At 36.5% G+C, this 14,866-nt stretch carries 14 protein-coding genes; 4 read left to right on the forward strand and 10 right to left on the reverse strand.

The window, feature by feature from the left end; genetic code table 11:
* Positions 1-52 precede the first annotated feature (52 nt).
* Positions 53-808: an SDR family oxidoreductase gene (locus LQV47_RS13850; protein ID WP_230037810.1), complete on the reverse strand. Its 756-nt coding sequence runs from the start codon at positions 806-808 to the stop codon at positions 53-55.
* 707 nt (positions 809-1,515) lie between these two features.
* Between LQV47_RS13850 and LQV47_RS13855 the strand changes: the two genes are divergently transcribed.
* Positions 1,516-1,944 carry a cold shock domain-containing protein gene (locus LQV47_RS13855; RefSeq protein WP_230037812.1) on the forward strand — a complete coding sequence of 143 codons (429 nt, stop codon included), beginning with the start codon at positions 1,516-1,518 and terminating at the stop codon, positions 1,942-1,944.
* 194 nt (positions 1,945-2,138) lie between these two features.
* On the opposite strand, the gene LQV47_RS13860 is transcribed toward LQV47_RS13855, so the two are convergent.
* The 8 genes from LQV47_RS13860 to queG form a co-directional block, all read right to left on the reverse strand.
* On the reverse strand, positions 2,139-3,590 hold the full coding sequence (locus tag LQV47_RS13860) for a TolC family protein (protein ID WP_230037813.1): 1,452 nt from the start codon (positions 3,588-3,590) through the stop codon (positions 2,139-2,141).
* Entirely contained in the window at positions 3,571-6,693 is a 3,123-nt protein-coding gene (locus tag LQV47_RS13865; RefSeq protein WP_230037814.1) for an efflux RND transporter permease subunit, read from the reverse strand. The genes LQV47_RS13860 and LQV47_RS13865 overlap by 20 nt, the downstream gene beginning before the upstream one ends.
* 28 nt (positions 6,694-6,721) lie before the next feature.
* On the reverse strand, positions 6,722-7,810 hold the full coding sequence (locus LQV47_RS13870; RefSeq protein ID WP_230037815.1) for an efflux RND transporter periplasmic adaptor subunit: 1,089 nt from the start codon (positions 7,808-7,810) through the stop codon (positions 6,722-6,724).
* A gap of 59 nt (positions 7,811-7,869) precedes the next feature.
* A complete protein-coding gene (locus LQV47_RS13875) occupies positions 7,870-8,199 on the reverse strand; it encodes a hypothetical protein (RefSeq protein WP_230037816.1) in 330 nt (109 codons plus the stop codon).
* Positions 8,200-8,664: 465 nt separating this feature from the next.
* Complete coding sequence (locus tag LQV47_RS13880) at positions 8,665-9,117, reverse strand: SRPBCC family protein (protein WP_230037817.1); 453 nt, start codon at positions 9,115-9,117, stop codon at positions 8,665-8,667.
* A 10-nt stretch (positions 9,118-9,127) separates the two neighbouring features.
* The gene (locus LQV47_RS13885; RefSeq protein ID WP_230037819.1) at positions 9,128-9,700 is read right to left on the reverse strand and encodes a murein L,D-transpeptidase catalytic domain-containing protein; all 573 of its coding nucleotides are present in this window, start codon (positions 9,698-9,700) and stop codon (positions 9,128-9,130) included.
* Positions 9,701-9,777: 77 nt separating this feature from the next.
* A complete protein-coding gene (locus LQV47_RS13890; protein WP_230037821.1) occupies positions 9,778-10,461 on the reverse strand; it encodes a TIGR02117 family protein in 684 nt (227 codons plus the stop codon).
* 349 nt (positions 10,462-10,810) lie between these two features.
* Positions 10,811-11,755 (reverse strand): tRNA epoxyqueuosine(34) reductase QueG, encoded by a 945-nt coding sequence (queG, locus tag LQV47_RS13895; protein ID WP_230037823.1) that lies wholly within the window; start codon positions 11,753-11,755, stop codon positions 10,811-10,813.
* A 101-nt stretch (positions 11,756-11,856) separates the two neighbouring features.
* On the opposite strand from queG, the gene LQV47_RS13900 reads away from it, so the two are divergent.
* The 3 genes from LQV47_RS13900 to LQV47_RS13910 all read left to right on the forward strand — a co-directional run bounded on the left by LQV47_RS13900 (position 11,857) and on the right by LQV47_RS13910 (position 14,084).
* Positions 11,857-13,062: a PorT family protein gene (locus LQV47_RS13900; RefSeq protein WP_230037825.1), complete on the forward strand. Its 1,206-nt coding sequence runs from the start codon at positions 11,857-11,859 to the stop codon at positions 13,060-13,062.
* A gap of 74 nt (positions 13,063-13,136) precedes the next feature.
* Positions 13,137-13,436, forward strand: coding sequence for a rhodanese-like domain-containing protein (locus tag LQV47_RS13905; protein WP_230037827.1), 300 nt, complete (start codon positions 13,137-13,139; stop codon positions 13,434-13,436).
* A 30-nt stretch (positions 13,437-13,466) separates the two neighbouring features.
* Positions 13,467-14,084, forward strand: a complete 618-nt coding sequence (locus tag LQV47_RS13910; protein ID WP_230037829.1) for a hypothetical protein — start codon at positions 13,467-13,469, stop codon at positions 14,082-14,084.
* A gap of 9 nt (positions 14,085-14,093) precedes the next feature.
* Here LQV47_RS13910 and LQV47_RS13915 read toward each other — a convergent pair whose 3' ends face one another.
* Positions 14,094-14,864 (reverse strand): alpha/beta hydrolase, encoded by a 771-nt coding sequence (locus tag LQV47_RS13915; RefSeq protein ID WP_230037831.1) that lies wholly within the window; start codon positions 14,862-14,864, stop codon positions 14,094-14,096.
* Between the last annotated feature and the right edge of the window lie 2 nt (positions 14,865-14,866).

A 14,866-nucleotide genomic window follows, 5' to 3' on the forward strand; every position in this document is an offset into this window, starting at 1 on the left:
ACCACTGAAAATAAGTTCAGTGGTTTTGTTATTGTAAAACAGATTTCTTAGGTTATCTCGTGGTATATCCTCCGTTAGCAAAAATAGTCTGCCCGGTGATCCACCAACCTTCTGTTACTAAAAACTCTACCAGCGGAGCAATGTCTTTGATATCGGTAAGCCCTCCTAAAGCAGCAGCCGATTTATGATAAGCCACCGCATCATCTGTTTCCTGCCCATAGAAGAAAGGGGTATCCATAGGACCCGGAGCTACAGCAGTTACAGAGATTCCTCTTCCACCGAATTCTTTAGAAGCCGCTCTTGTAAAATGTTCTACCGGTGCTTTTGCTCCTGCATATGTAGAATACAATCCTGTATAGGCAGCAAGTAATGAAGTGACAATAGTACAGATTTTTCCGTTGTCATTAATTTTTTTTCCTGCTTCCTGAAGGAAGAAATAAGCGGATTTTGAATTCACATTGAACATTTTATCATATTCTTCTTCTGTAGTTTCTGCAAATGGTTTTTTCAGTACCATTCCTACCGTATTGATTGCAATATCAATACCTCCGAATTTTGAAATGGTTTCGTCAAAAAACTTAGTTACATTTTCCACTTTAGTAAGATCAGCCTGAAACAAAAATGCTTCTGCTCCTAAAGCTTGAACTTCAGCAAGTGTTTTTTCACTTTCAGCTTTAGAACTTTCACTATTGTAATGTATCGCTAATTTCGCTCCTTTGGCGGCAAAACCTTTGCTTAATAATCCACCAAGGTTTTTTCCTCCTCCGGCAATTAAAACTACTTTTCCTTTTACATCTTGTGCTGACATTATTCTTAATTATTTAAATGTTAATAAAACAAAGGTGAAAAATAAAATTCATCTCAGTATGGTGAATTTTTCGGTATTTATGTTTCATCCTATCAATTGCACATAGCTTCTGATGTTGAGCTGAAAAAAATTAATGATGTCAAAAAAAATATTTTCACGAATACTTTATTATTTCTCAGGCAGATACAGCTATACTCTCTGTTTCCAACCTCATCAATCACTGTAGATCCCCTTCCACAATGAGTTTTAGGCATAGCATTTGATATTCAACCATCCATATTATCACCACTTCATTTCTATAATAGAGTTTCACAATCCTCAGCTTGCTGGGGATTTATTATTATGTTCCTTGAAAAGCTTGAAAGATGTCTTTTTCACCATGTTCATTACTGTTTCCACAGAATCTATTTCTGATAATCAATTATTTAAAACCGTATTATTCATTTTATTGTTGTATATTTGCACATTAATAGCTAGATTACTACTTGTTTTTTACCACGGCTGGATATCATTTTATTAAGCCTTTGCTTGTAAAGCAGCCATATTTTTAACTTTAATTCTTCTACTAAGAACAACTTATCGGAATTTTAAAGCTCTATATGATAGGGGAAATCCAAGACAGGAAGCATCAGTGGGCTCTATAAAATATAAAGCTGACACACTGAATCATTAACAATATATTAGAAACTAAATACTAAAAATAATTTATGGCAGATTCTTTTTCTAAAAAGGAAAATTTCAAGAAAAAAATTCAAAAGCAAAAAGAAAAAGCGTTAAGACGTGAAGAGCGTAAAACGAACAACAACAAAGGAAAGGATATGGAGGATGTATTCATGTATGTAGATGAATTCGGAAGATTAACTTCCACTCCACCTGAAGAAAGACAGGAGGTAAACCTTGAAGAAATTCAGTTAGGGGCAGCTCCAATTATTGAAGAAGATATCCGTAAAACAGGAATCATCACATTCCACAGTGAAAAAGGATATGGCTTCATTACTGAAGACAATTCAAAAGAAAATGTTTTCTTCCACAACAACAACTGTACAGAGCTTGTAAAGAAAGGAAACAAGGTATCTTTTGAGAAAGAAAAATCTCCAAAAGGTTTTTCTGCAGTCAATATCCAAGTGATCAAGTAATTACAAACGATCTTATAAAAATAAAAGCCACCTCAAAAAGGTGGCTTTCTTCTTCGTAAAAAATAAAAATGGGCCAGTTTTTCAGACCGGCAAAAAATTATTTTTGTTTTAAAACCACTAAGAAACAGAAGCTGCTAAAAAATTAAAATCTTACAGTTAAAACAGCTTATAGCTTCTTAATGGTTATATTAAAGCTAGTCTAGCTTTCCTCCCAATGCTTTGAACAGCAATACATTATTCCTGGTATTCTGATGCTGAAACTGCAGCAGATCGAGCTCTGCCGTCAGTTTGCTTTTCTGAGAATTGATCAGTTCAAAATAGTTTGCATATCCTGTTAAATACAGATCATTGGAGACTTCTACCCCTCGGTCCAGAAATCCGACTTCTTCTGATTTCAGCTTCAAAACCCTTTCATAGATTTTTGTCTGCTTCAAAATAGACTGAAGTTCGTTAAATGCAGTGGTAATACTCTTCTGATAGTTAAGAAAGGCTATTTCCTGCTCTGTATTTGCTATTTTAAATTCATATTTCAGCTGGCCTTTATTAAAAACAGGAACCATTAATCCTCCCAACAATTGCCCGGCTAATGAACTTGGTTTAAATAAGGTTTCTACAGAAAAAGAATTCAGTCCGAAACCTGCTCCGAGATCAATTTTAGGATAAAAAGCAGCTCTTGCCGCCTTGGCATCTGCCTGAGAAGCTTCCAGTACATAATAATTAGCTGCTACATCCGGTCTGGAATGCACCACTCCTTCCACATTAATGGTTTTATTTAAAATATCCATATTGGTAGGCATCAATATTTTCCCCCGCTTTACATCGCCTCCATAGCTCCCTGTCAGCGTCGTAATCGCCTGTTCAACAGTTACAATCTCTACTCTTATATGTTCTATTTCTGCCAGCCAGTTGTTATTCTGGGCTTTAAATTGCTGTACTGCAAGTTCCGTAGCTTTTCCCACTTCCCTTTGTGCCAAAACAATTTCAAAGGCCCTTTGCTGAAGCTTATAGTTCTTCTGATAGATAGCCAAACGATTGTCTAAAGCCACCAGCTGATAATACAGATTGGCAATATCTGTAAAAAGCTCTACCTGCAGCAGCCTAAGCCCTTCTGTAGAAGCCAGATATTTCTTTTGGGCGGCAATTTTCCTGTTTTTCAGCTTTCCCCAGGCATCAATTTCCCAGCTGCTTCTTGCCCCCAACCAATAATTAGGAGTAAAATTTCTATTAATTTTCTGTTCTTCAGTAACATTAGGAGAAAGATTGGTATCGTAATTTCCTACTCCTTCCATTGTATATTTTCCATAGCGGTTCCCGGAAGCTTCAACACCTACATCAAGAGAAGGTAAAAGATCCATTTTGGACCGCTGCAGAAAACTGTTCGCAATTTCTATCCTTTGCTGGGCAATCTGAAAATCCGGATTAGCCTGGACCACTTTATCAAAAAGTTCCAACAACAGAGGATCTGAAAAGTAAGCTTTCAGGTTAATCTGCTGAAATTCATCCGAATTTCCTTTTTTCTCTGTCTTAATCACTTCTTCAGGCAGTGTCTTTGCCTTTTTCAACGTGGTGACTTTCGGAACAGCACATGAAGCCATACTCAATACAGCAATTCCGTAAAATATATTTCTATGGTTTAATCTTTTCATCTTTCTTCTTATTTTCAAGTTTTGCAAAGAATATATACAGTCCCGGAATGACTACCAATCCGAAAACAGTTCCTATCAGCATTCCTCCTGCCGCAGCTGTACCAATGGAACGATTTCCTATTGCCCCCGCTCCGGAAGCAATACAAAGCGGAATAAGCCCTGCTACAAACGCAAAGGAAGTCATCAGAATGGGCCTCAAACGCTGTCTTGCTCCTTCAATAGCAGCCGGAATAATATCAAAGCCCTGTTTATTTCTTGCTACCGCAAATTCTACGATAAGAATTGCATTTTTAGCTAAAAGCCCGATCAGCATGACCAAGGCTACCTGTGCATAAATATTATTATCCAGCCCAGCCAGTACCAATGCGAAATAGGATCCAAAAATCCCTGTAGGCAAGCTTAACAGCACCGGCATCGGAAGAAGGAAACTTTCATATTGCGCGGCCAACAGAAGATATACAAACAACAGACAGATCAGGAAGATATACACGGTTTGGTTTCCCGACAGGATTTCTTCCCTTGTCATCCCCGACCACTCTATATCAAACCCTCTTGGAAGGCTTTCTTTAGCCACCCTTTCTACTGCTGCAATGGCATCTCCTGAGCTGTAGCCATCTGCAGGTTCCCCGTTAATCATCGCAGACATATACATATTATACCTTGTCAACACTTCGGGACCATATACTTTTTCCATGGTAATAAATGTTGAAAAAGGAACCATTTCGCCCTTGTCATTCTTCAGATAGAGATTCAGGATACTTTCAGGAGTATCCCTATGTTCCGGGCTTGCCTGAACCATCACTTTATACATCTGGCTAAAGCGGATAAAGTTGGTGGCATAATAAGAGCCAAGCATCGTCTGTAAAGTAGACATGGCATTATCTACAGAAATTCCTTTTTTAGCAGCCATATCATAATCTACATTAATCATATATTGCGGGAAAGTAGCATCAAAACTGGTAAAGCTATTTTGTAGTTCCGGAGCAGTGTTCAGCTTTTTGACAAAATCTTTGGTAATTTTATCTGTATTCTCGATAGTTCCGCCGGTTCTGTCCAGTAACCGCAATTCAAAGCCGCTTGTATTCCCGAATCCGGGCACCGTAGGCGGCGCAAAAATTTCAATCTGTGCGTCTGCAATAGACTTTGTTTTTTCAGAAAGCTCCGTGATAAGATCATTCACTGAAATATCTCTTTCTTTCCAGTCTTTAAGGTTAATCATCGCCATTCCGTAGGATGAACCTGCAATTTCTGTTACAATACTGTATCCAGCAAGCGTTGTTACGTTTTCTACCCCTTTTATTTTCTTTGCAATAACCGTTACTTCATCCAATACTTTTTCCGTTCTTTCTACTGTTGCACCCTGGGGGGTGGTAACACTCACATACACCATTCCCTGGTCTTCCATAGGGATAAATCCGGTGGGAAGAAACTTACTGGTTACAAAGGTAAGCCCGATGAACAGGAACAGCAATCCAAAGGTCACTGTAGTTCTTGTTGCAAATTTTGATAAAATGCCTACATAACCGTTTGTCAACCGGTCAAAACCTGTATTGAAACTTTGGAAAAACCTGTCCATCACAGTCTTTTTCTTATTATGGTCATGCGGTTTCAAAATAATAGCACAAAGTGCCGGAGTAAGCGTTAATGCATTCACCCCTGAAATAACAATACTGATAGCCAGTGTTAATGAAAACTGACGATAGAATACGCCAACCGGGCCATCGAGAAATGCAACAGGAATAAATACAGCAGACATCACAATTGTAATGGCTACTACTGCTCCTGCAATTTCTTTTGTAGCACTTACCGTGGCATCCATGGCATTCATTCCCTCCTCCATTTTAACATGGACGGCTTCTACGACGACGATTGCATTATCCACCACAATACCAATCGCAAGAACCAACGCAAATAAAGTCAGCAGGTTTACCGAGAAATCCAGCATATTCATGAAAGCAAAAGTTCCTACAAGTGCTACAGGAACAGCTAATACCGGAATCAGGGTCGAACGCCAGTCCTGAAGGAAAATAAATACAACAATTCCTACCAGAATAAAAGCTTCAATAAGGGTTGTCAATACCGCGCTAATAGAAGCATCCAGGAATCTGGAAACATCATATGCCATATTATATTCCATTCCGGGAGGGAAAGAAGAAACTTTCAATTCTTCCATTTTGGTTTTTACACTCTCAATAACTTCAGAGGCATTGGAACCGGGACGCTGCTTCATCATAATAGAAGCGGAAGGTCTTCCATCTGTTTTGGAAACCATTCCGTAATTCATGGCCCCGAATTCTACTTTAGCAATATCTTTAAGCTTTAAAATAGTTCCGTCTACGTCAGATCTGATGGGAACTTCTTCGTATTGCTTGGGCTCAAAAAACTTACCTTTATATTTAATGACATACTGAAGCTGGCTGGACGTTTTCCCTGAAGTTTCCCCCACTTTTCCGGGAGCTGCAGAAATATTCTGCTTCTGTAATGAACCAATCACTTCATCTGCCGAAATACTGTAGGCTGCCATCTTTTGTGGGTCCAGCCATACTCTCATCGAGTATTCTTTCTGTCCCATGATCTCTGCACGCCCTACTCCATCAATACGCTTCAACTCCTGAAGAACATTGATATCTGTAAAGTTGTAGATAAACTGCTCGTCCTGACTTGGATCTGTACTTGTAATGTTGAGGTACATCAGCATACTGTTCACTTCTTTTTCAGTCGTTACACCAGCTCTGATCACTTCTTCAGGAAGCTCATCGAGGATTGTCGTTACCCTGTTCTGAACATTCACTGCAGCCACATCGGGATCTGTTCCCACTTCAAAGAACACCTGAATCAGGGTAAGACCGTCATTGGATGTCACTGTAGACATATACGTCATTCCCGGAACTCCGTTGATGGCACGTTCCAGGGGAAGAGCAACAGCATTGGCAGACACCTCAGCATTAGCCCCGGTATATTTAGCGGTTACGGTAACAGAAGGGGGTACAATATCCGGAAACTGGGTAATAGGCATTTTCATCAGGGCCATAATCCCCAGGAGGACAAATAATATGGAAATAACCAACGAAAGAACCTTTCGTCTTATAAACATTTCTACCATTGTTAGTTGATTTAAAAATTACGAAAGGTTAATATTTCTTTTTAATTTTGATTATATCACCGTCTTTCAAAGACTGTGTACCCTCATAAATAATTAAATCACCCTTTTTAAGACCACTTTCTACCAAATAAGAATCTCTCAGGGTAGTTCCGATCTTAATATTGGTCATCTTTACTTTATTTTGTTTATCCACCACAAAAACATACATCTTATCCTGAATGGAGAATGTGGATTTTTGAGGAATCAAAACGGCATTTCCCTGATGTTCGGAAATAATCAGCTTTCCGGAAGTACCATGTTTGATCAGATGGTCAGGGTTAGGAAATAACACTTTATACCGGATAGAACCTGTCGTTCTGTCTATTTCTCCTTCAGCTGTTTTTAGAGCTCCGTTAAACTGGTAATTAACGCCATTGGGCAGTGTCAGTTCAATTTTCTGATGGCTTCCTATCTTATCATTGGCTAAAAGCTCAAAGTAAAGGTTCTCCGGAATTGAGAAGTAAGCATAGACTTCATTAAGCTGGGATAAAGTGGTCAATAAAGTTCCGTTTTCTACCAGACTTCCATCTTTAAGAGGAATAACATCAATTACTCCGTCAAAAGGTGCTGTAATTTTTGTAAAGCTTATTTTTTGCAGAACAGCTCTTTTTTCAGCGTCAGCAAAGGCATGCTTGGCTTTAGCAGAAGATAGTTTTGCTTTTACCATCTCCAATTCGTTGCTGGCCACAAATTTCTTGGCATAAAGACTCTGGATCTGTTTCAGTTCCACTTCGGCAATACGAACATCGGCTTCGGTCTGTTTTAAGGTTGCATTCGCCTTTAAAAGCTCCATCTGAAGTTCCGCATCATTGATTTTAAATAAAGCCTGTCCCTGATGCACAAACTGCCCTTCATTGACATAAATGTGCTGTATGATCCCTCCAATCCTGGAACGCATTTCTACATTCTTCTTAGCCTGGATATCGGTCACAAACTGATTGTTTACCAAAGTATCTTTTTCTTTGATTTCAAGAACAGGAACTTCTTTTTCGTTTTGGTTGTTTTTTTTCTTGTCTTTACTGCATGACACAGCGAATAATGTTGCAAAAGTGCAAATTATTACGTTTTTAAAATACATTTTAAAATGTTTTAGTTATAAAAATTTTCGATAAAATAGACTGAATTCAATAACGTAAACTAGTACAACTGAAGAAGATGGAGAAAAGACTTAACCCCGCAGATAATTGAAACTGCAATGTTAGGAAGTGTAATTTTAGGGCTTACTTTCAGGATCGCTGAAAAGTCCCCTGCTGCGCAGTCATTTTTAGGTGCTGAATGTTTTATAACTTTCGAGGCAGCAGCTAATGCATGGGTATTCATATCAGCATCCTCAAAAACATCCAGCAGATGGATATTACTTACATTTACATGAGGAATATTTTCCAATGAATTTTCCACCCAATTCGAATTGAAAAGGGCAAAAACCAGCATAATATAAAAAATGAAAAATGACTTCAATCCTGCCATGTCAAGGAGAATGCTTTGTTTTTTAGTAAAAACGATAGTGGTGCAAAAGTACGAATTTTAGATGGATTTCAGCCCGTTTAAATGTTAAAAAAACTTAAACTATTAAGAAAAAATAGGAGTTTTAGCTGCAAAAATTTTAAAGTAAAAAGCGAGGACTAAATGATTCAGATCTAAGATTTTTTAACTGCTATGTTGGGATCCCTTCGGATGAAATACTGTTACTCTAATTGAATAATCCCTTCGGATGACAAAGGGTATGTATAAATCCCGGACATTTCTACTTGTCATCATTCCGAAGGAATCTTAATTACTGTTATAAAATCATAACAGTATTAAGATTTTGAAGTAACAACTCAATGTGAAGTACATTTACATTTTTTGAAAATTTCTGATTTTTTGTGGATATTAGAATTGAAGACACAAAACCATTTTCAGATACCCAACCAAGATCATACGGATTTTATACTAAAACATCCTGCTCAGTACCCGAAAGCGGTAATCGAAAATATATTCCAACTTCTTTCTGACAAAAAGATTGTGAGCTATTTCGCCAAGAAATCCCATTGGGAGCTCATAATCTATAGTATCTTTCATTAAAACGCCCTCATCATTCGGGATAAACTCATGATGGTGATTCCATAATTTATAAGGTCCTTTTTTCTGAAAATCAATGAAGCTTTTTTGAAAATCAACACGAATAATCTCTGTCTGCCATTTCATTTTAATTCCAAATAATGGAGAAACGTAGTAATCTATGAGCATTCCTTCATAAATTTCATCATCTTCCAGTTCTGACAGGACAATAAATCCCATATCTTTTGGAGTGATTTCGGAAAGGTTATTGGCGGAGGAAAAGAATTTCCAGGCCGTTTCTATATCACAGCTTAATTGTTGTTCTCGGAAAAGTCTATGCTTCATCTTACTTCTTTTAATTATAAATCCACATCAGAACAGGTTTCTCAGAGTTCTGAATCATGGGATCAATTTTTCTCATGGCATTATTTGAAATAGTGGGACAGCCCCATCCTTCCGGTGATCCTTTGGGAAAGACTTCGTCATCACTCATCAGATTCCAGGAATGAAAAACAATAAACCTCTTCAATACATTAGTATTGGTATCCTCGAGGCCGTGCATCAGATATTTTATATTAATTCCCCACTCACTGTATCCTCTTCCCTCTAATTTGTATTTTCCTAAAGATGAAAGATGGCTTCCGTCTTCATTACTGAATTCCGGATGGTTTTTGGAATCATCTTTACTCCATGAATTTGTGCCACAACCATGCCCAACAAGATATTTCTCTGCAATAGTTTTGTTTTTAAAGTCCCAGACAAAGAAACGTTTAATTCCTGAATGAAGGCTCATATCTATAAGGATACAAAAATCTGTACTGAGATTTCCTGAGACACAAAACTGTAAAGCTTCCTCAGCTTTTGTTTTTATTTTAGAAAGATCAGCTTCTGGTCTTTTTTCACTTGTTACCACAGCATTTTTTGCCATATAAGAGCTTATTTTCTTCTCTTTGACACAAGAAGAAAGCAGAAATAATAAAAAGAAAAGATAAAGCGCTTTCACGATTATTTATAATGCTGAAAAATTCCAAAATCAGAAGGAGTCCAAAGGGCAGCTTTTTGTCCTGCAACCTTTAAAGCATCATTAGTCCAGGTATTGCAGGTATACAGGAAGCTGTATGTACCTTTGGCATCATAGAAAGCATCATTATCTCCATAAACAGCATTAGTGGGAATCAAGATAAAGTTTCCGTTCTGATTCCTGTCGAATTTATCTTCTACAAATCTCACCAACTTTTCATATTGACTTCTGCTGATCATGATCATTTTACAGTCGTCCCCTTCTTTCATTGTGGTATAATAAGTACAGTGCATTGCTGAATCGCTTAACCAGAATGCTGCTTTCACAGCGGTAGAAAACTTCAGGTCAGCCCAGGTAGGTGTATCCAGGTAAAACCCTTTATCGCCCCATCCTATTCCGATATAATTATAGTCTGTTTTCTTGGATTTCAGATTGGCAAAAGGAATTTTCAGACTCCAATCCTGAAGATTGTTTTTTACGGGCATTACAATATCTGTATGCACTCCGTTGGTATAAATATAAATTGAAATATCTTTCTTTTCACCATCATCTTTTGCTGAAACCGGGATGAATGGTATCAATAATCCTAAAAGAACATAGATGATCACGATTCCCAAAATTATTCCTAACACTTTTAAGAGATATAATAATACAATTTTCACAGTCATGTTTTAATAAAATTTAATCTGTAATTTTTGGTAAAAGTATTTGTTTTAATCGGAAAAATGACTATATTTAGTTACGAAATATTCACAAATATGCGTAAAAATACCAAGTCACAAAAAAGATTTAAAGTAAGAGTAAAAACAGCTCCAAAAAGAGTACAAAAAAAGCGTTGATTTTCGGTGAGATTTAATCTCCTGAGAGTCAATTTTTCTTTTTAGGAAAGGTTTTTAAGAAACTTATTCTACTACATCTTAACCTCCTTAAAGCATAAATTTTAAGGAATGGTCGACTATCAGCTTTAGTTTGGACTTCAAAAAATTCCAAATAAGGAATTGTCACCAAAAGTTTCGGCTAAAATGGTTCTGAAGACTTCTCCAAAAACTCAATATTTCTCTTTAACCCAGCAAATTTGGTTCTTTTCACCGGTGATTTTTTAAAGATCTCAGAGAAAATTTCCTGGGTCAGTTCTTTCCACTCTCCTTTTTTAAAATTTTTCAGGGCTTCATTAGGGGTAAATCTACTTTGTTTATTGGGTGCTGAGAACCGGTTCCATGGGCATACATCCTGGCAGATATCACAACCGAACATCCAGTTTTCCATTTTATCCTGAAAGTAGTCCGGAATTTCATTTTTCAGCTCTATGGTAGCATAGGAAATACAGCGGCTTCCGTCAATGATCTTTTCGGAAACAATAGCATCTGTAGGACATGCATCAATACATTTCCGACAGGTTCCGCAATGATCAGTTGTTTCATGGTCGGAAATAAGCTCCAGGTCGCAGATAATTTCTGCAAGAAAATAGAAAGAGCCGTTTTGCCGGGTGATCAGATTAGCATTTTTACCTACCCAGCCTATTCCCGATTTCCTCGCCCAGCTTCTTTCCATAACCGGCGCTGAATCTACAAAGACCCTGAATCCGAATTCACCGATCTCTTCCTGCAATTCTGCCACCATCTCACGAAGAATTTCTTTGATGACTTCATGATAATCTTCTGCATAAGCATATTTTGAAATCTTATAATTCTCCAGTACCGAAATTTTTTCTTCAGGAAAATAATTGTACGAAAGTGAAATTACAGATTTAGAGCCTTCCACTAAAAGTCTCGGATCTAATCTCTTGTCAAAATGATTTTCCATATACTTCATCTCGCCATTGAAGTTATTCTTAAGCCATTTCTCAAGATGTACTGCATCTTCCTCCAAAAAATCGGCTTTAGAAATACCACAACTCTGAAACCCAAAACTTTTGGCCTTAGTTTTTATAAGTTGGGAATATTTTTCTGCTGCTGTATTCATATTATCACCTTGCAAAATTAAGATTATTTTATAGATTTGCTGTCTTTAAAAATATCGATCTTAATAAACCTAAAATTTAGAAAACAACTAATAAAATAACTATGAAAAAAATAAATCTTTTAGCATGTCTTCTGTCTACAGCTATATATTACGCACAAATCAAATTTGAAAAGGGCTACTTTATTGATAATCTTGGAAATAAAAAGGAAGTCTTGATCAGAAATGTAGATTGGAAAGAAAACCCTGTAGATTTTGAATACAAATCAGATATTTCTTCAGATACTAAGAAAGAAAACATTAATAATGTTCAGGAATTTAGTATTGATGGAAGTGGAAAATACATACGAGCCACTGTAATGCTTGACCTTTCTTCTGGAAACCTGGATTTAATGTCTGACAAAAAAGCACCTAATTTTAAAGAAAAAACAATATTTCTTAAATATATTATAGAAGGAAAAGCTACACTTCTCTATTATGAAGAAGACAATATAAGAAGATTCTTTTATTCATCAGAAAAATCAAACCCGCAGCAGCTTATTTATAAGCCTTATTATATAAATGATGATAGTATAGCATATAATGAAGATTATAAAAAACAAATTGCTGAATATCTGAAATGTGGTATTGAAAATGAACAATTGCGAAATATCAATTATACAAAGAAAGATCTTGCCAACATATTTACCCAATATAATGAATGTTCTGGAGCTCATGTAGTGGATTATGGAAAGCTTGACGTAAAGAAGGGTCTTTTCCATCTAAGCATTAGACCTGGAATTAATTTTTCCAGTCTTAAATCTCAATATGTTTATGAAGACGTAAAAGCAGATTTTGGAAGTCAGACTTCTTTTAGAATTGGATTGGAATTTGAATATGTTCTCCCTTTCAATAAAAACAAATGGGCTTTTTTTGTTGAACCTACTTATCAGTATTATAAAAAAAATGTAGAGTCTATTGGCTATGAGGGATATTATTATGAACATAAGTATAATGCTACTGTTGATTATAAGTCCATAGAAATTCCAATCGGGGTAAGGCACTATTTCTTTTTAAATGATCAATCAAAAATATTTGTGAATGCAGCTTATGTAGCAGATATCAATATGAAATCTTCGATGAAATTACTATTTTCAGAAATAGAAATAGGATCCGGAAGTAATTTTGTAATTGGAGCCGGATATAAGTATAACAACAAATTCAGCGCGGAATTCAGAGTGGGAACGTCAAGAAATCTGCTTCGTGATTATCAAAATTTAGATTCAGATTATAAAACTGCTTCTTTAATTTTGGGGTATACTCTGTTTTAAAAGTAATCCCGGAAGTGAGTATTTTCAAAAAATTACGTATTTTCGTTTATAATTTAATGTTTAAAACAACAACTATGTCTTTAATAGAAGTAATACAATCCGGAAATTATGAATTAATAGACGTTCGCGAGCCTATGGAGCTTGAAATGGACGGAAATATAGAAGGTGCTAAAAATATTCCCCTGGGTGAAGTAGAAGATAGACAGGATGAGATTTTATCTATCGAAAAGCCGGTGATTATATTCTGCAGAAGTGGAAACAGAAGTGGAAAAGCACTAGAATATCTTAACACTCAAGGATTAAAGGATGGCTATAACGGCGGAGGCTGGGCAGAGCTTAAAGCTGTTCTTGAAGCAAATCAGGGAACTTTTTAAAAGTTCCTTTTTTTATACCTTTTATTGATCATGACTCTGCAAGACCGATTTCTACAGCTTTGCTTTCTTTTTACCAATAATCAGGCTTTAATCCAAAGCCTATGGAAAGAAATTGAAAAAAAGCACTCTGAAAAAGGCAGATATTATCACAATCTTTCTCATCTTGAAAATATGTTTCAGGAACTTGAAAGGGTTAAAAGCAATATCTCTGACTTTAGCGCAATTTCTTTTTCTGTCTTCTATCACGATTTTATGTATGAGGCAACCTCCAACTCCAATGAGGAAAAAAGTGCTGCTGCAGCTGAAAAAAGGCTTAAAGAAATCGGTTTACCTTATGATACAATTCTGACCATTTCAAAGCAGATCCTGGCAACGAAATCCCACCAAAGATCTGAAGATGAAGACACCAATTATCTTTTGGATGCTGATCTTTCTATCCTTGGAAAAGATCTTGAAACCTATCTGGTATATACCAACATGATCCGAAAAGAATATTCTATCTATCCGGATTTCCTTTATAAGCCCGGACGAAAGAAGGTTCTTCAACATTTCCTGGAGCTTGAAAGCATCTTTAAAACGGAGTATTTTAAAGACCGGTACGAAATACAGGCCAAAAATAATATCGCTGCAGAAATTCAGCTATTGTAATTTTAACAATTAAAAAAGCTTACTGATAAATTCAACAGATTTTTCAAAAACCAGCTCAGGAGATTCTTTATGTGGAGTATGTCCAACACCGGAAATAATGTATTTTTCACTACTGCCGCTTACCTGGGAAACTGTTTTTTCTACCTGATTCAGTGTACCATATTCATCGTATTCTCCCTGGATAAATAATAGTGGACAAATTATATCTTTTAAGAGATATTCAATATTCCAGCTTCTGTAATCATCACGGGTCCAGGTTTCTGTCCATGCTTTAAAAAGCATTTCTACTTTATCGCCATGGTATTTCTTCAAACGTTCCGAAAGATTTGTGGTTTTATAGGCTTCCCAGGCATCATAGACTCCTTTTAAGGTTACATCTTCTACAAAAATATGTCCTGCTTCACAAATTACCGCTTCTACTCTTTCGTGATATTTTGCAGCAGTAATTAAAGCAATTGTTCCACCATCACTATGTCCGAACAGGATCACTTTATCAATATTGAGCTGCGTCAACACCTCATTAAGCAGGTCTGCTTCCTGTTCCATATAATTAACCGCTCTTTCGTGACTAAGCATCGGATATGACTTACCATAACCCAGACGGTCATACACCAGGACATTAGATTGAGTAGCTTCAGATAATTTAGCGGGTAAATCTCGCCAAAGCTCTACTGATCCCAATGAGTCATGTAAAAAAACAATGGTTGGTCTTTTTTTGTTTGAATTATGGTATTCGGTATATAATTTTTGTCCTTTTACATCAATTATCCTTCTTTCCATTC

Origin of the sequence: Chryseobacterium sp. Bi04 (assembly GCF_918698085.1) — a bacterium.
In the GTDB taxonomy this organism is placed as follows: Bacteria; Bacteroidota; Bacteroidia; order Flavobacteriales; family Weeksellaceae; genus Chryseobacterium.